Here is a 16,518-nt window from a genome sequence, read left to right on the forward strand (position 1 = left end):
TCTCTAGCAAATTCTGGGCAATTGCTCACCCGCCAACCAGTCCACCACGCGCATCCCGCCAATCAGCGTTTCCATCCGCAGCAATCCGGGCGTGCCGGGCGCAGCATGAGCGCCCACCGTGCCGATTTGCGCCGCATCGCGCCCTTCGGGATGGGCGCGCATAACGGACAAAACCGCCTCGGCCTGATCCTGCGGACAGATACAGATCAGCTTGCCCTCATTGGCGATGTGGATCGGGTCCAGCCCCAGCAATTCGCAGGCCCCCGCCACTTCGGGCCGAACCGGGATCGCTGCCTCTTTCAGAACCATGCTTACCCCCGCCGCCTCGGCCAGTTCGTTGAGCGTGGCCGAAAGCCCGCCCCGCGTGGGGTCGCGCAGGCAGGCGATGGAGGGCGCCGCCGCCAGCATATCGCCCACCATCCGATGCAGCGCCGCACTGTCGCTCTCAATCGTCGTGCCAAAGGCCAACCCCTGCCGCCGGCTCAAAATCGCCACGCCATGGTCGCCCAGCGTGCCCGACAGCAGGATCGCCATGCCCGGCGCGATGCGTTCGGGCGCGATTTCGACGCCTTCGGGGATGATGCCGATGCCGGTTGTGGTGATGAACAGACCGTCGGCGGCCCCGCGCTCAACCACCTTGGTGTCGCCTGTGACGATGGGCACGCCCGCCTTGCGCGCCGCCGCGCCCATGCTGGCGGCAATACGGTCCAGCGTTTCAAGCGGCAGCCCCTCCTCGATGATGAAAGCAGCCGACAGCGCCACCGGCACCGCGCCGCCCATGGCCACATCATTGATCGTACCATGCACGGCCAGCGAGCCGATATCCCCGCCGGGAAATTCCAGCGGGCTGATGACATGGGCATCCGTGCTCATCACAATGCGGCCATGGGGCAGGTTTAGCCGGGCCGCGTCATGGCCCTGATCGAGGATGGGATTGGCGAAATGGCGGGCGAAGATCTCGCGGATCAGTCGCGTGGTGGCCATGCCGCCCCCGCCATGGGCCATTTCGACGGCGGCTCCGGGGCGCAGGATGCCGCTCATTGCGCAGCCTCCATTTCCGCCATCGTTTCGGCGCGGCGATAGGTGTAATAGGCCGCGCAGGAGCCTTCGGAGGAAACCATACAGGCCCCCATCGGCGTTTCGGGCGTGCAGGCCTTGCCGAACAATTTGCAATCCTTGGGGCTTTTTACGCCGCGCAGGATGGCGGGGCATTCGCAGCTTTTTACCTCACGGCTCTGCTTCTCGCTGATGGCGAAACGCGCCTCGGCGTCGAAATCGGCCAATTCGGGCCGGATCGCGCGGGCACTGTCGGGCACGCTGCCCAAACCGCGCCACTCGAACGTATCGCGCAGGGCAAAGACCTTCTCGATCACCCCTTGCGCCTTGGTGTTGCCCGCATCCGTCACAACGCGCGAATATTGGTTCTCGACCTCACACCGCCCCTCATTCACCTGACGGATCAGCATCAGCACCGATTGCAGCACATCGAGCGGCTCAAACCCGGCGATCACCAGCGGCCGCCCATAATGCGCCACCAAGGGGCGATAGGCCGCAGCGCCAATCACCGTCGAAACATGGCTCGGCCCAAGGAAACCATCCAGCGCGATACCCGGCGCGGCCAGCACATGCTCCATCGCGGGCGGGGTCAGCACATGGTTGCAGAACACGCTGAAATTGGTCAGCCCCTGCGCCCGCGCAGTCAGGATGGCCATGCCGGTGGCGGGCGTGGTGGTTTCAAAACCAATCCCCATAAACACCACCTGCCGATCCGGATTGTCCCGCGCCAGCGCCAGCGCATCGAGCGGCGAATAGACCATGCGAATATCGGCCCCCGCGCCCCGCGCCGTCAGCATCGATCGCCGCCCGCTGCCCGGCACGCGCATCATGTCGCCATAAGTGGCCAGAATGACGCCATGCCGCTCGGCCAGTTCGAGCGCATCGTCCAGGCGCCGCATCGGCAGCACGCAGACGGGGCACCCCGGCCCATGCACAAAGCGCACATTGGAAGGCACGAGATCCTGCACCCCATAGCGGAAGATCGCATGGGTATGCCCGCCGCAGAACTCCATGAAAGCATAGGAGCGCGCCGGATCGACCTCGCGCGCAATCGCCGTGGCAAGGCTTTGCGCCAGCGCCGGATCGCGAAATTCGGAGACATATTTCATGCGCCCGCCCCCCATTCTTCCTCGACCAGTCCGGCCTCGGCCATCATTTTCAGCGTGGCCTCGGCTTCCTCCGGGCTGATCTTGTGCAGCGCATAGCCAACATGGAGCAGCACATAATCGCCCAGCGCCGCATCATCGACCAGCGCGACCGAAACGATGCGCGTCACACCTCCGGCGCTGACCGTGGCCATGCCATCGGGCAGGATTTCCACCACCTGCGCGGGGATCGCAAGGCACATGCGATCAGCCCTCCACCACAGGGCGCGAGGCCAGAGCCATCGCCCGCGCGGCCCGCAGCCAGTCGAGCCACTGCCCCATCCCCTCGCCGCTGCGTGCGGAAACGCGGATCAGGCGGACGCGCGGATTGACGCGGCGGGCGTTGGCCATCGCAAGGTCAATGTCGAAATCCAGATGCGGCAAAAGATCGACCTTGTTGACCAGCACCAGATCGGCGCTGGCGAACATATCGGGATATTTGAGCGGCTTGTCCTCGCCCTCGGTCACCGACAGGATCGCCACCCGCGCGCCCTCGCCCAGATCAAAGGCGGCGGGACACACCAGATTGCCGACATTCTCGATGAACAGCACGCTGCCCTGCGCGGGCGAAAGGTGATCCACCGCATGGCCCACCATATGGCCGTCGAGATGGCATCCCTTGCCGGTGTTGATCTGGATCGCGGGAGCGCCGGTGGCGCGGATGCGGTCGGCGTCGGCGCTGGTCTGCTGATCGCCCTCGATCACGGCCACGGGAAATTCGCCCGCGATCTCGCTGAGCGTGCGGCACAGCAAGGTGGTCTTGCCCGATCCGGGCGAAGACACCAGATTGAGCGCCAGAATGCCCGCCGCCGTAAAGCGATCCCGGTTGGCGGCGGCATAGCGGGCGTTCTTGCCCATAATGTCGGCCTCCAACTGGATCAGACGGGTCTGACTCATGCCCGGAACGGAAACGCCCGCCGGGCCGTGGCCATAGTGCAGATCCTCACCATGATGGTGGTGGTCATGCTCATGATCGTGGTGATGGTGATGATGATGATGATGATGATCATGGTCATGCTCATGGTCGTGCCCGTGATGATGATGCCCGCCTTCCAGCTTGGCCCCGCCGTCGCTGCATCCGCAAACCGTGCACATTACAAAACCTCCAATTCGCGGATGGTCATGTCTTCGCCACCCGTCACCTGCAATTGATAGGACCCGCATTGCGGGCAGGCATCATAGCGCGCGGCAATCGCCACATTGGCCGCGCAAGGCATACACCACGCGCGGGCCGCCACATCCTCGATTTCCAGCCGCGCGCCCTCGGCCACGCTTCCGCGCATCACCACATCGAAACCGAAGCGCAGCGCCTCCGGTTCGACGCCCGAAAGCGCGCCGATGGCCAGTTTAACCCGTTCGACGCGGGCGAAACCGGCGGACCGGGCCTGTTCTTCCAAAATCTGGCGGATGGATTCGCAAATCGCCATTTCATGCATCAGGCCGTCTCCATCGCCGCATCCATCGCCCAATCCACACAGGGGTCGATGGCCTGCATCGCCCATGCCGCATCCTCGGCCCGATGGCATTGCGCCAAAAGCGCGACCGCATCGCCATCCGGGCCGAACCGGCGCGCGGTGGGCGCATCGATGGTGTATGCCCGCACCCGCCCCTTGTGAAGCCACACGCGATGAATCAGCCGCCCCCTTGCACAGGTCAGCCCGGCCACGCCCATGTCGGGTTCAGGGGAATGCATGTCGGGCGCGACCGGCGCGCCGTTCAAACGCGCGGCAAAGATCGGGCGCAACGCCTCGGGCGCATGGGCCAGCACTCTTGCAGCCAATCCAGATGCCTCCACACCGCGCCAGTCGCCCGCGATAATCTCGCGTGCCAGCCCGGTCTGAGGCGCCTCGCCAATCAGCGCGGGCCAGTCGAGGCACAGGCGCAGGCCCGTCTCGCGCCGCGCCTCGGTATGGACGCGGGCGATGCGCTGGCTGAGATAATCCGGTGCAATTGCTTCCCCCATCGCCGCCGCCACGACCATTTCGCCCGCCAGCCCTTGTGCTTCGCGGCAAATCCCGTGCAGGCGCCGCAGGGCCTGCCCCACCTTGATGGCGGGCAGGCCGATCAGCAGGTCCTGCGCATTGGGGATCGCGCAACGGGCGATCCGGCCCCCGGCGGGCGTCATGGCGATGCGGATGGCCGGGCCGGTCACGCCGCATCCTCACAAGGCAGCCGGAACAGGGCGCGGCGGCTGAGCGCGGGTCTGAGCTCCGGCTCCGGCGCCTGAGGCTCGGTCATGATTTCGGCCATGGCGGCATCTCCCGTGGCGGTGGCCGCCTCCATGGTTTCAAATTCAAACATGGGCGAAAACAACGAGATTGCCCAATAGAAGCCCAAAGCCTCCTCATACCCCCGGATCGCCTCATAGGCGCCCGACGGCAGAGCTATGTGGCGCTTTTCCCCCACGCGGGCGGGGGCCTCATCATCCGGGCCGAAAGCCAGCACATTCATAAACCAAGGCGTGATCAGCACGCCCATGCGCCAGCCATCACGCTCGCACGCCCCGCGCATCGCCACGCCCAGCGCAGTGTTCATCACCGGCACACCCGCCATGCGCGTCTGCGCAATATCGGCAAACACCGCCTCGACCCGCGCCGCCCACGTCTTTGGCCGTGACTGGCTCTCGCTCATTCCACCACCATAAAGCCCGCCTTGGGCGCATCGCATTGCGGGCATGTCCAATGGTCGGGCAGATCGGCAAAGGGCGTGCCGGGGGCCACCTGCCAATAGGTGCAGCCATCGGCGGGGTCATAGATGTGCCAGCAGATCTTGCATTCCAGCTTTGTCTGCGGCCCGATCTTGCCCACATCCCCGCCAAAGGAGCCTTCGAAGAAATGCGGATCGCTCACCGATAGGTGTCCATGATCTCGGCCAACCGCTCGGCGCTGTCGGCAATATCCTCGGGCGCGGCCTGCGCCACGGCGGGCAGAGGGCTGATCTCGATCGTGTTGAGGATCAGCGTGTCCTGCGAATTGAAATAGCGCACCCACCAATTATGCCGCGTCCCCGTGCTGCGGATCCGGCAATTGCCATAGCCGCGCGAGAGGATGATGAGATCGCCCTTGCCCAGCGCTTCTTCAAGAAACAGCAGGTCGCCCTCGGTATGGGGCAGCAGCGAGAGGTTGATGACATGCGGCTCGGCCCGCGTGGCAGTGCCGGGGATATGGGCGTTGATCTCGGCGATCAGCGCGGGGGCGTTGAACAGGCCGTCGAAACTCTTTTCCGGGATGGTCACCTCGCCCTGCGCCCGGCCAAAGGCGGCGGCGATAAAGCCTGCCGGAAAGGCGCCTATGTCTACCCGGTCACCGCGCCGTTCGCCCGTTTGCCGCACGCGCCACACGCCCGCCAGCACCGATTCCTGCGCCTGATGGCTTTCGCCCAGCACGACCGAAACCTCACCCTCGCCCAGCAATTGATCGACAAAGGCAAGATCGGCCGGGGCCAGATGGGCCAGATCGACGCTTTCCTCCGGCCCGCCCGCCGCCACGCGGTTCAGGGCAGCCAGGATCGCCTCGCCCGCCGCCACGCCCGCGCCATGGTCGGCTGCATCGGCGGGAATGCTGGCCATCGAGAACACCCGCATCTCCTCGGGCATGATCATGTAATCGAGCTTCGCATCGTCCGGGCCGTCGGGCTGGCTGCCGGGGCCGACAAGAGCGCTGAGCAGAGTTTCGATGTCCGGGTTCATCATGCGTCTCCATTGGGCGTAGCGCAGCCCGAAGGCATACGAAAGGATGGCGGATCGGACGGTTCGCGGCCCAGCATGTCGGGCAATTCATTCATATATTCGGACCAGTCGCGGATGCCCTCCATCGCGCCCAGATATTGCCCTTCGCGCAGGAAGATCAGCGCCGGAAAGGAGGCGAAGCGAAACCGGCGCTGCATCGCGCGCTCGGCATCGCGCGCGGCCACCAAAACGCCGACATGCCCGCCCAGCGCCTTGTCCAGTTCGGGCACCACCACGGCCAGATCATCGCATTCGGCCAGACGCCACCAATCCCCCGCCACCAGCAGCATGGAGAGCGGATGGGACGCGGCGATGGCCTCGAAATCCTCCTCACCCACCACGGCGTAATGATGGCGCGCGATGATCGAGGCAAGCAGCGGCGAATGGGCCGAGCGGTCGAGTTCGGGGGAAAGGTCGCTCAAGGGCGGTACTCCGGCATAAGGTGGTCTGGCAATTGCGGTTCGCGCGCAATCAGATCGGCAAAGGCGGCGTCCAGATCGACAGGCTCGCCGCGCATCAGGGCCGCCAGCGCATCGGTGGCGGCCAGCGTTTGCAGCGCGGTTTCCTCATCCATCTTTTCGCGCGCGGCGCCAAGGAAGGTCATCAGCCATTCGCCCGGCGCGCATTCGCCCACCAGCGCGGTGTCGATGGAATGGAGCGCCCCGTCGTGATGGCACAGCGCAAAACCCGCGCCATTTTCCACCACACGCATCGGAAGGCCGACGCACATTACAGCGCAACTTTCAGATTGGGTCCGCCAAGGATCGACTGGATTTCGGCCTCATGATCCTCCGGCCCGGCAGGCCCGGCCCAGCCATCGGCCAGCACGCGCGCGTCGCCATGGCGGGGGGCGTCATCGGCATCGGGGCGGGCGGCCTCATAATGCTCCATCAGCATCTCAAGGCTGCCGATCCCCTGCTCGGGCGAGAGCGGCGTGGCGCGGCGCGTGGCATGCACCCCGCGCGCGGCCAGCCATTGGAGCGCCACAGCAATCGCCGGTTCCATCTGCGCCTTGACGCTTTCGCGCAGAGAGCCGCCGAAATCCTCCAGTTCTTCGGGCTGAACCCCCACCAGCAGGATTTCGGATGGCGGCTCGCCCATCATCTCGGCCATGGCCAGCACTTCCTGAAAGCCGGTCTGGTGGAGCGAGATCTTTTTCGCGCCAAGGAAGCTTGGCACTTCCTCGCCCTCAACCACTTTCATCGTGGCGGGGGGCAAGCCGTAATCCACCGCATCGAACACCACCAAGAGGTCAGCCTCGCGGATGTCCTGCACCAGATAGATGCCCTGCGTTCCGCCATCCATAAGCCGCACCTGGTCGGGAAAGGACCAGTGGCGATGGAGATGCTCGACCGCGCGCACGCCAAAGCCTTCGTCGGCCCACAACAGATTGCCAATGCCCAGAATGAGCGTGTTGAGCTTTTGCCCGTTCATTGATTGCTCCCCACCATCTCTTGCAAATGGCTTCGCTATGGAAAGATGGATAGCAAGCGCTGTGCCAGTTCCTGCCAAAGCGTGAAGATACGGGCCATATGGGTTAGGGGTGAGGCCGGGCCTGAAGAGTTAAATGCAAACTATCTTTCCACTATGGAAAGGCAACATGGACACTAGATTTCCATGCAAAAAAGGGGAGCGGTTTCCCACTCCCCTCTCCTTCACACGTGGCAAAACCGATCAGGTGTCGCGGTCAATCGGTTTGGCATCGCGGAAATTGCGCCAGCCCGAAATCATCGAGGAAATGATCGACTGGCGCGACATGATATCCTCACGCACGGCGGCATAGATATGGACGATCACAAAGATCACCATCGCCCACATCGCCAGATGATGCCAGGTATGCACCGTCTGCGAATTGCCGCCAAAGAGCCACAGGACCGGGCCGGTAAAGACCGTGTGGATCCACCCCGGTCCCTCGCCCTCGCCGTAAAGGGCAAAGCCGGTGACGATCATGAACAGGCCCACCCAAACGAACAGGACATGCATCGAAACCATTGCCAGCGGATTATGGCCGACATATTTGCGCGGATGTTCCTCGATCATCGCATACCAGCGCATTTCGTGCAGCACGCCTTTCCAAAAGCCGATATGCCAGAAAGGCGGGCGGAAGATCTCGCGCGCATGATGGTTGCCGACAAAGCTCCAGTAAAAACGCAGGACAAAGCCTACCGCCATGATCTGCCCCGAGGCGAAATGCAGAAAGCGGACCCAGCCGAAGAAGTAATGGCTGGAGGCCTCGCCCATCAGCGTGAAGGGCGGCGAGCCGATCAGATAGCCGGTGACGAAAAGCACCGTGACGGCAAGCGCATTGATCCAGTGCCAGATGCGCACCGGCGCTTCATAGACATAGACTGCCGGTTCTACGGTTAATGGCGGTTCGCTGGATAATGGTTCTTCTATGGGGGTGCTGGCCATGGCGCCCTCCCCCTTTATGCGGCAAGCAGCGCAAGGCCGGTGGCGCCAAGCGCGAGGCCCGCCGCCAGCCGACCTTGCGACCGTGAGAAGATCATCCGGCCGATGCGATAGCCCACGCTATGCAGCAGCGACGAAGAGAGCAGGAAGCCGCCGAAATAGGCCGCCAGATTGCCGCCGGCCTCCGCGCCATGGGCCAGCCCATGCACCGCGCCAGCCGCCACGATCAACCCCAGCCCAAGGCCCGAGGAAAGCCGGGTGGCCAGCACCAGCAAAGCGCCCAACACCAGCACCGAGCCCGCCACCATCGGCTCGACCATAGGCAATGCGCCCGTCATCAACCCGGCCGCGGCGCCCGCCGCCAATGCGCCCATGAAGGCCGCCGGAGCGATCATCGCCTGACGCGCAGGCCGCGTGGCCGCCCACAGGCCTACCGCCACCATCGCGGCCAGATGGTCCACGCCGGAGAAGGGATGCGCCAGCCCCGCCATCACCGATCCATCATGGCCCGGATGCGCCATCGCGGGCATGGCCGTTGCCGCAAGGACAGAGGCGGCCAGAACAGTTTTACCAATCGCTTTCATCAAACCTCTCCCTTACCGTACCTTGACCTGCGCCATTTCCTGCCCATCGGGCCCCATCACATGGGTCGAACAGGCAAGGCAGGGATCGAAACTGTGCAGCGTGCGCAGGATTTCCACCGGTTCCTCGGCACGCTCGACCTTGGTGTTCATCAGGCTGGCCTCAAAGGCGCCGATGTTGCCCTGATTGTCGCGAGGACTGCCGTTCCAAGTGGTGGGCACGACGCATTGGTAATTGTCGATCTTACCGTCCTTGATGCGGATCCAATGGCCCAGCGCCCCGCGCGGCGCCTCGGTAAAGCCTACGCCCTTGACCTCGGAGGGCCAGGTCTTGGGGTCGAATTTGGCGGTGTTGGCGGTAGCGGTGTCGCCCGCCTTGATATTGGCGATCAGCTTGTCGAGGAAATACTTCTGCTTGCGCGCAGCCCACTGCGCCTCCAGCCCGCGCGCGGCGGTGCGGCCCAGCGTCGAGAACAGGGCGTCCATCGGCACGTCCAGCGTTTTCAGCGCCCAGTCGACCTGCTCCTTGATCTCCTTGTTGCCCTGCATATAGCCGATGACATAGCGGGCCAGCGGCCCCACCTCCATCGCATGGCCGCGCCAGCGCGGAGCCTTGATCCAGCTGTATTTGGCGCTTTCGTCGATTTCCTCGATGCGGGTGCTGGTGCCCTTGGCGCCCTTGCCCAGCTCATAATGCGGTTCGGTCACGCCGTCCCACGGGTGCAGGCCCTTGCTCTCATCCTCATATTTGTACCACGAATGGGGCACAAATTCCTGCACCTGCGTCAGGTCGGCCAGATCGACCGGGTGAACCTCATTCAGCTTGCCGTTGATGATCGCCCCGCGCGGCATCAGCAGGTTGGCGGGGCTGTAATCATTGGCCTTGTCGGGAATGTCGCCATAGGCCAGCAGCGATTTGTTCGACAGGCCGCCGCCATAGAGCCAGCCCTTGTAGAATGAGGCAATCGCCATCAGGTCGGGAATATAGACATTCTCGACGAACTCGATGCAGCGCTGGGTGATGTCGGCCACGTAATTGAGGCTCGCCATGTTGATCGGCGCGCCCGCGGCCATATCGCCGTCGATGTTGATCGCGCAGGGAACGCCCCCGACCAGCCAGTTGGGGTGAATATCCTTGCCGCCAAAGATCGTGCGCACGCGCATGATTTCCTTCTGGAAATCCAGCGCCTCAAGGTAATGCGTCACCGCCATCAGATCAGCTTCGGGCGGCAATTTATAGGCCGGGTTGGTCCAGTAGCCATTCTTGAACGGCCCCAATTGCCCGCTCTCGACAAATTTGCGCAGGCGCGTCTGCACATCGCGGAAATAGCCGGGCGAGGAATTGGGGTGGCTGGGCGAGACCTTCTGCTGCAGCTCGCTGGTGGCCTTGGGGTCGGCCTTCAGCGCATTAACCGGATTGACCCAATCGAGCGCGTGCAGATGGTAGAAATGCACCAGATGGTCATGCACCTGGAGCGACAATTGCATGATGTTGCGGATCGAATTGGCGTTTTCGGGAATGTCGATCCCCAGCGCGTTTTCCACCGCGCGCACGCTGGTCAACGCATGGGTGCCGGTGCAGACGCCGCAGATGCGCTGGACAAAGGCCCATGCATCGCGCGGGTCGCGGCCTTTCAGGATCACTTCCAATCCGCGCCACATCGTGCCGGTGGAAACGGCGTTGCGGATCACATTGTTGGCATCGAGATTGACCTCGCAGCGCATATGCCCTTCGATGCGGGTGACGGGATCGACGACAACGCGCTTGCCACTGCTGTCGAGGTTAAAGCCATTGGGCGTGGCGATCGTGGCCATCAGTCCTGTCCCTCAAGTTCGTTGCTTTTGCTTTCCGGGCTTTTGGTGTCTTCGCCCGTCTTCTGGCGCGCGCGCTTCACCGCGCTGGCGGCGGCATGGGCGGCTGCCGCAATGCCCACAACGCCCGCAGCCGTCCCGCCGATCTGGTCGGCATTGGCCTCGATGCCAAAGCCCTTGATGTCGGTCAGGCGTTCATAGAACGAACCCTTGTCCCAGAAGCCATCCTCCGAACAGCCGATGCAGGGGTGGCCGGCCTGAATGGGGAAGGACAGGCCGCCGTTCCATCGCACCGTCGAACAGGCGTTATAGGTAGTCGGGCCTTTGCAACCGACCTTGTAGAGGCAATAGCCCTTGCGCGCGCCCTCATCGTCGAATTTCTCGACAAATTGCCCGGCGTCGAAATGCGGGCGGCGATAGCATTTGTCGTGAATGCGCTGCGAATAGAACATCTTGGGGCGGCCCTGAAGGTCCAGCTCCGGGAAACGTTCAAAGGTCAGGATATAGGCGATCACCGCGGTCATCACCTCGGCAATCGGCGGGCAACCGGGCACCTTGATGATGGGCTTTGCAGGCAGACCGGGCACCTTATGCACCGGGGTCGCCTGCGTGGGATTGGGCCGCGCGGCCTGAACGCAGCCCCAGCTTGCGCAAGATCCCCAAGAGATGATCGCCTTGCAGTGATCGGCGGCCTCTTTCAACTGCTCAAGGAACGGACGCCCGCCGATGATGCAGCTCATCCCTTCCTGATTGAGCGGCGGATTGCCCTCGACCGCCAGGATGAAATTGCCATCATATTTCTTGATGGTCTCCTGAATGATCGCCTCGGCCTGATGCCCGGCGGCGGCCATGATCGTGTCGTCATAATCAAGGCTGATCATCGAAAGGATCACGTCCTTGGCCAGCGGATGGCCCGAACGAATGAAGCTTTCCGAACAACAGGTGCATTCCAGCCCATGCAGCCACAGCACAGGGATGCGCGGCTTGGTTTCCATCGCGGTCTGGATCTGGGCGGCGGCGGCGGGCGGCAGGCCCAATGCGGCGGCGGTCAGGCTGCAAAACTTGGTAAAGCTGCGCCTTGTGATGCCCTGACGGCGCATCACATCGTAAAATGTCTCGGTGGCCATGCGTGTTCTTCCCCGGACGTTTCCCCTTGACGGGGATTTGCGTGTTAAGATTTCAGCGGGGGTTGTTAAGCAAGGCCTGTGCCAGATACGGATACTGGCGGGAAAGTTGGAATATCCCCGACAGGCGAACCAATCTGGATGGCAAGTTGCCTTCCACTTATGCCCGCCCGCTTTCCACTTGTGATGGGCCACCCGCCATGGGGCAATATGTCCTGAAACGAGCGGATGACGCGAGGCCCACGCGCCGCTATGCGTTTGATCGTGCATTCGATCCGCCGCCTTGCTCTGGCCCACCGCTGGCTGGCCGCCGCCCTTGTGGCGCTAGCGCTGCTGGTGCGCGCATGGGTTCCGGCAGGCTATATGCCCGATCATCGTGCGCGGGTGCTCACCATGGAAATCTGCGCCGATTCTTTGGGGCAAAGGATCACCCGCAGCATTACCCTGCCCGGCCGCGACGATGGTACGGCGCGGGTGAAGAACCATTGCGACTATGGCGTGATGGCGGACGCGGCGATGGGCGGGGCCGATGGGTTCCTGTTGGCCGCCGCGCTGGCCTTTATTCTGGCGCTGGGGTTCTTGCCCCGGCCTGCCCTGCCGCTGCGCCGCGCGCGCGCGATCCGGCCGCCTTTGCGCGGGCCGCCTGCCCGCCCCTGAACCGGCGCTTCTTGCCGGAATGACGCCATGGCGCGCCTTTGGCCGCGCCCTTCTGCGCCTGCCTGTTTCGGGGGTTTTATGTCTTTTGTTTCCTATGCGGCCCTACCTATGGTCGCCCTCTCGGCCGTTCTTGCCCTGCCTGTTCTTTCAACGCCTGCCTATGCCGGCGATGAGGACCAACGCACCATCATCGTCAATGCCCAAGCCACCACCATCGCAACACCTGCGGCCACCACCGCCTCGGTCGATGCCTCCACCATCGCCGCGCAGGTCAATGCCATCAGCGTCGAGGACACGTTCAAATATCTGCCCAGCCTGATCATCCGCAAACGCCACATAGGCGACAATTACGCCCCCATCGCCACGCGTACCAGCGGGCTGGGCTCTTCCGCGCGCAGCCTGATCTATGCCGATGGCGCGCTGCTCTCGGCGCTGATCGCCAATAATAACGGCAACGGATCGCCCCGCTGGAGCCTCGTCACGCCTTCGGAAATCGAGCGGGTGGATGTGATCTACGGCCCGTTTTCGGCGGCCTATGCGGGCAATTCAATCGGCACTGTGGTCAATATAACCACCCGCATGCCCGACCATCTGGAGGCGCGCCTCTCGGCCCAGACCAACATCCAGACCTATTCCTATTACGGCACCGACCAGACCCTGCCGACCACGCAGTTCTCCGGCTCGCTGGGCCAACGTTTCGGCCGCTTCTCGGTGCTGCTCAGCGCCACCCGCACCACCGCCAACAGCCAGCCCGTCAGCTTTATCACCGCCGCCACCGGCACGGCGGGCTATGCCGATGTCAGCCGCACAGGCTCAGCCATCCGTGTGCTGGGCGCAGGCGGCATCGAGCATCATATTCAGGACACCTATAAGGCCAAATTCGCCTTTGACCTGACGCCCAATGTTCAGGCGCGCTATGTGCTGGGCATCTGGCGCGACGATACGCAAGGAGGCGTGCAGACTTATACGTCCTCTTACACCACCGCCTTCAATTCCGCGCTCTACACCCGCGATGCGCTCCACCTGTCCCACGCGCTCAGCCTGACGGCAAGCGATTGGCAGGTGATCGGCACGCTCTATCGCTATGAACGCGATGCGCAGAACAACCCCTCGCCCGATACGACCAGCGGCACGTCCAGTACCGGATTTATAGCCACGCGCAACGATCTGCCCGGCGCGTTTTCGGGGGGCGCCGGCACGATGGCGCGGCAGGATGGCACCGGCTGGGCCACGCTGGACGCACGGATCGCGCGCGATGTGGGGGCTGGGCAAAGGATCAGCATCGGCGCACATTTCGACCGCACCACGCTGAATGCAGCCACCTATTCCATCGCCAACTGGCTCGACAGTGGCTCAGCGGTGGGTCAATTGCGCTCGGCCAGCAGGGGCAATACGCGGACCTTCGCGCTCTGGGCGCAGGATGAGATCCGCCTTGCCTCCGGCGTCAAACTGACGCTGGGCGGGCGGCAGGAATGGTGGCGGGCCTATGGCGGGGCCAACACCGCGCTTTCCTCCACGATCAACGCCGCGCTGGCCCAGCCCGAGCGCAGCTTTGCCGGGTTCAGCCCCAAGGCTGCGCTGGAATATCGCCTTGCACCGCAATGGATCGCGCGGCTTTCGGCAGGACAAGCCTTTCGCATGCCCACCGTGGGCGAGCTCTATCAGACCGTCACCACCGGCACCTTGCTGGCCAATCCCAACCCCGGCCTGTTGCCCGAACGCGCGCGCAGCCTCGAACTGGCGATGGAGCATAAGGCGGGCCATGGTTCGGCCCGGATCGCACTGTTCAACGAAGTCGTGGACAATGCTCTGATTTCGCAGCTCAATGCCGCAACCAACACAACCTATGTGCAAAATGTCGAGCGCACCCGCGCGCGCGGGGTCGAAATCGCCGCCGAACGCCACGACATCCTCGGCGCCTTCGACCTTCAGGCCAGCATGACCCATGCCGCCGCGATCACCAGCAAGAACAGCGTCCTGCCCTCGGCTCAAGGCAAATTGCTGCCCTCTGTCCCCCGCTGGAAGGCCAGCGCCGTGCTGACATGGCATCCCACGCCTCGCTTCAGCCTGAGCGCGGCGGCGCGCTATTCCAGCCGCAATTATGGCACGCTCGACAACAGCGACATCATCGGCAACACCTATCAGGGCTTCGACAAATATTTCGTCGTCGATATCCGCGCCCTGTTTCGCGTCACCGATCATTTCGAGGCCAGCCTTGGCGTCGATAATCTCAACAATGACAGATACTTCCTCTTCCACCCCTTCCCCCAGCGCAGCTTTTCGGCAGGCGTGAACTGGCGGATGTAGCGCCTTCGCAGTTTGCCCCCTTGTTCCCCCGGCGCGGCCCGGCCATAGGCTGGGCCCATGAGCATCATTCTGATCGACGCCGGGGGAACCATCTCCTCCTTGCCCGATGCGGGCGGCAAGCTGGCCGGGGGCGCGTCCGGCCTTGGGGAAACGCTGGCGGGGCCAGTCGTGCGACAGGTTTACGCAGGCCTGTCCGAGGATATGACGCTGGCCGATATGGCCCGCGTGCGCGATGCGGTGCTGTCCGCTCTGGCCAAGCCGGAGGTGAGCGGCATCGTCGTGGCCCATGGCACCGATGCGATGGAGGAAACGGCTTTCCTTATCGACCTGTCGCTGCCGCTGACCAAGCCAGTGATCGTGACCGGGGCGATGCTGCCGATCAGCGATCCGAACAGCGATGGTCCGGGCAATTTGGCCGCCGCCCTGCGCGCCGCCGCCACGCCGGAATTGGCGGCGCACGGCGCGCTGGTGGCGTTTGCCGGACACCTGATCCCGGCGGCGCTGGTGTATAAGCACGCCACCTCGGCGCTCGACGGCTTTGGCTGGCGCGGCGGCGCGGCGGGCACGGCTTCGGGCGAGGCAATCACCGCGCCCGCTCCCCTTCCCCGGTTTGCGCCTTTGTCGCCGGCGGTGCCTGATAGTTCCTGCCCGATCATCGCGCTGTCAGGCGGAGATGATGGCGCGATGATCCGCGCAGCGGTAGCCTCTGGGGCACGGGGCATCGTCCTGATGGCGCTGGGTCGCGGCAATGGTTCGGTGGGCGCAGCCCAGGCGATTGCGCATGCGGGCGTGCCGATGGTGGTCGCCTCGCGATGCCCCACAGGCTCGACCGCCGCCGATTATGCCAGCGGCCAGCGGCTTGCCGAAGCGGGCGCGATCTTTGCGGGCGGATTGGGCGCGACTCAGGCGCGCATCCTGCTTTCCACCCTGATCGCGGCGGGCGCTTCGAATATTGCCGGGGAATTTGCGGCGCGCGGCGCTCTTTATACGGAAACCCATTGATTATGCTGACCCATCGCATCGCCGTTATGGACGATCTGGACAATCTGCGCGCGCTGATGGCCCGGGCCATCGATCATCTGCAAACCGGATTTCTGACCCCGGAGCAGATCACCGCCAGTCGCCACGTGATGGGGCTGGACACCCAGCTCATCAAGGATGGCACCTATTTCCTCGTCGAATCGGATGGGGTGCTGGCCGGCTGCGGCGGCTGGTCCTATCGCGCCACGCTCTATGGCGGCGACGCCAGCGTGGTCGCGCGTGAACCCGAGGTGCTGGACCCGGCCAAGGACGCCGCCCGCATCCGCGCCATGTATACCAACCCCGATTTCGCCCGCCGCGGCATCGGCCGCCGCGTGATGCAGGTGTGCGAAGATGCCGCCCGCGCCGCCGGTTTCGCCCGCACCGAGATGATGGCGACCATGGCGGGCGTCCCGCTCTATCGCTCCTGCGGCTATAGCCCGATCGAGGAAGTGCTTTCCGCCCCCATCGACGGGGTTCAAGTGCCTCTGCTGCGCATGGGCAAGAGCTTGTAAGCAAAGAAAAAGGGCCGGCGATCAACCGGCCCTTTTTTCATCAGGGAATGGTGCCCCTGGCCCGACTCGAACGGGCACATCTCTCGATAACCGATTTTGAGTCGGTCGCGTCTACCATTCCACCACAGGGGCGCTATTCCCAAAACCATCCGCGAAAGGATTGCC

The 16,518-nt window shown here is 63.9% G+C and carries 20 protein-coding genes and 1 tRNA gene; 4 read left to right on the forward strand and 17 right to left on the reverse strand.

Going from position 1 to position 16,518, the window contains the following annotated elements:
- Positions 1 to 3: 3 nt before the first annotated feature.
- From hypE to FHW96_RS01770, 16 genes are all read right to left on the reverse strand, one after another.
- Positions 4 to 1,041 carry a hydrogenase expression/formation protein HypE gene (hypE, locus tag FHW96_RS01695; RefSeq protein ID WP_172338819.1) on the reverse strand — a complete coding sequence of 346 codons (1,038 nt, stop codon included), beginning with the start codon at positions 1,039 to 1,041 and terminating at the stop codon, positions 4 to 6.
- A complete protein-coding gene (gene hypD / locus FHW96_RS01700) occupies positions 1,038 to 2,165 on the reverse strand; it encodes a hydrogenase formation protein HypD (protein ID WP_172338820.1) in 1,128 nt (375 codons plus the stop codon). The genes hypE and hypD overlap by 4 nt, the downstream gene beginning before the upstream one ends.
- Positions 2,162 to 2,404: a HypC/HybG/HupF family hydrogenase formation chaperone gene (locus FHW96_RS01705; protein ID WP_172338821.1), complete on the reverse strand. Its 243-nt coding sequence runs from the start codon at positions 2,402 to 2,404 to the stop codon at positions 2,162 to 2,164. The genes hypD and FHW96_RS01705 overlap by 4 nt, the downstream gene beginning before the upstream one ends.
- A gap of 4 nt (positions 2,405 to 2,408) precedes the next feature.
- Positions 2,409 to 3,365 carry a hydrogenase nickel incorporation protein HypB gene (gene hypB, locus FHW96_RS01710; protein ID WP_371815606.1) on the reverse strand — a complete coding sequence of 319 codons (957 nt, stop codon included), beginning with the start codon at positions 3,363 to 3,365 and terminating at the stop codon, positions 2,409 to 2,411.
- Entirely contained in the window at positions 3,296 to 3,637 is a 342-nt protein-coding gene (gene hypA, locus FHW96_RS01715; RefSeq protein WP_172338823.1) for a hydrogenase maturation nickel metallochaperone HypA, read from the reverse strand. Before hypA ends, hypB begins: the two co-directional genes overlap by 70 nt.
- Entirely contained in the window at positions 3,637 to 4,353 is a 717-nt protein-coding gene (locus FHW96_RS01720; protein ID WP_172338824.1) for a Ni,Fe-hydrogenase I large subunit, read from the reverse strand. Before FHW96_RS01720 ends, hypA begins: the two co-directional genes overlap by 1 nt.
- A complete protein-coding gene (gene hybE / locus FHW96_RS01725) occupies positions 4,350 to 4,832 on the reverse strand; it encodes a [NiFe]-hydrogenase assembly chaperone HybE (RefSeq protein WP_172338825.1) in 483 nt (160 codons plus the stop codon). Before hybE ends, FHW96_RS01720 begins: the two co-directional genes overlap by 4 nt.
- On the reverse strand, positions 4,829 to 5,050 hold the full coding sequence (locus FHW96_RS01730) for a rubredoxin (protein WP_172338826.1): 222 nt from the start codon (positions 5,048 to 5,050) through the stop codon (positions 4,829 to 4,831). The genes hybE and FHW96_RS01730 overlap by 4 nt, the downstream gene beginning before the upstream one ends.
- Positions 5,047 to 5,892, reverse strand: coding sequence for a hydrogenase expression/formation protein (locus FHW96_RS01735; protein WP_172338827.1), 846 nt, complete (start codon positions 5,890 to 5,892; stop codon positions 5,047 to 5,049). The genes FHW96_RS01730 and FHW96_RS01735 overlap by 4 nt, the downstream gene beginning before the upstream one ends.
- Positions 5,889 to 6,350, reverse strand: coding sequence for a hydrogenase-1 expression HyaE (locus FHW96_RS01740; protein WP_172338828.1), 462 nt, complete (start codon positions 6,348 to 6,350; stop codon positions 5,889 to 5,891). The genes FHW96_RS01735 and FHW96_RS01740 overlap by 4 nt, the downstream gene beginning before the upstream one ends.
- Positions 6,347 to 6,658 carry a HypC/HybG/HupF family hydrogenase formation chaperone gene (locus FHW96_RS01745; protein ID WP_172338829.1) on the reverse strand — a complete coding sequence of 104 codons (312 nt, stop codon included), beginning with the start codon at positions 6,656 to 6,658 and terminating at the stop codon, positions 6,347 to 6,349. Before FHW96_RS01745 ends, FHW96_RS01740 begins: the two co-directional genes overlap by 4 nt.
- Positions 6,658 to 7,362, reverse strand: coding sequence for a HyaD/HybD family hydrogenase maturation endopeptidase (locus tag FHW96_RS01750; RefSeq protein ID WP_172338830.1), 705 nt, complete (start codon positions 7,360 to 7,362; stop codon positions 6,658 to 6,660). Before FHW96_RS01750 ends, FHW96_RS01745 begins: the two co-directional genes overlap by 1 nt.
- A 240-nt stretch (positions 7,363 to 7,602) precedes the next feature.
- A complete protein-coding gene (gene cybH / locus FHW96_RS01755; RefSeq protein ID WP_172338831.1) occupies positions 7,603 to 8,340 on the reverse strand; it encodes a Ni/Fe-hydrogenase, b-type cytochrome subunit in 738 nt (245 codons plus the stop codon).
- Between the two features lie 14 nt (positions 8,341 to 8,354).
- Positions 8,355 to 8,921: a HupE/UreJ family protein gene (locus tag FHW96_RS01760; RefSeq protein WP_172338832.1), complete on the reverse strand. Its 567-nt coding sequence runs from the start codon at positions 8,919 to 8,921 to the stop codon at positions 8,355 to 8,357.
- A gap of 12 nt (positions 8,922 to 8,933) precedes the next feature.
- Positions 8,934 to 10,733 (reverse strand): nickel-dependent hydrogenase large subunit, encoded by a 1,800-nt coding sequence (locus FHW96_RS01765; protein WP_172338833.1) that lies wholly within the window; start codon positions 10,731 to 10,733, stop codon positions 8,934 to 8,936.
- Positions 10,733 to 11,857, reverse strand: a complete 1,125-nt coding sequence (locus FHW96_RS01770; RefSeq protein WP_172338834.1) for a hydrogenase small subunit — start codon at positions 11,855 to 11,857, stop codon at positions 10,733 to 10,735. The genes FHW96_RS01765 and FHW96_RS01770 overlap by 1 nt, the downstream gene beginning before the upstream one ends.
- Before the next feature lie 249 nt (positions 11,858 to 12,106).
- Here FHW96_RS01770 and FHW96_RS01775 point away from each other — a divergent pair, with 249 nt between their 5' ends.
- From FHW96_RS01775 to FHW96_RS01790, 4 genes are all read left to right on the forward strand, one after another.
- On the forward strand, positions 12,107 to 12,511 hold the full coding sequence (locus FHW96_RS01775) for a hypothetical protein (RefSeq protein WP_216650730.1): 405 nt from the start codon (positions 12,107 to 12,109) through the stop codon (positions 12,509 to 12,511).
- Between the two features lie 78 nt (positions 12,512 to 12,589).
- A complete protein-coding gene (locus FHW96_RS01780) occupies positions 12,590 to 14,818 on the forward strand; it encodes a TonB-dependent receptor (RefSeq protein WP_253950677.1) in 2,229 nt (742 codons plus the stop codon).
- A 57-nt stretch (positions 14,819 to 14,875) separates the two neighbouring features.
- Complete coding sequence (locus FHW96_RS01785; protein WP_172338835.1) at positions 14,876 to 15,820, forward strand: asparaginase; 945 nt, start codon at positions 14,876 to 14,878, stop codon at positions 15,818 to 15,820.
- Between the two features lie 2 nt (positions 15,821 to 15,822).
- Positions 15,823 to 16,353 carry a GNAT family N-acetyltransferase gene (locus tag FHW96_RS01790; protein ID WP_172338836.1) on the forward strand — a complete coding sequence of 177 codons (531 nt, stop codon included), beginning with the start codon at positions 15,823 to 15,825 and terminating at the stop codon, positions 16,351 to 16,353.
- Between the two features lie 48 nt (positions 16,354 to 16,401).
- On the opposite strand, the gene FHW96_RS01795 is transcribed toward FHW96_RS01790, so the two are convergent.
- Positions 16,402 to 16,485, reverse strand: a tRNA-Leu gene (locus FHW96_RS01795).
- Between the last annotated feature and the right edge of the window lie 33 nt (positions 16,486 to 16,518).

The sequence above is a fragment of the Novosphingobium sp. SG751A genome, assembly GCF_013149295.1.
GTDB lineage: Bacteria > Pseudomonadota > Alphaproteobacteria > Sphingomonadales > Sphingomonadaceae > Novosphingobium.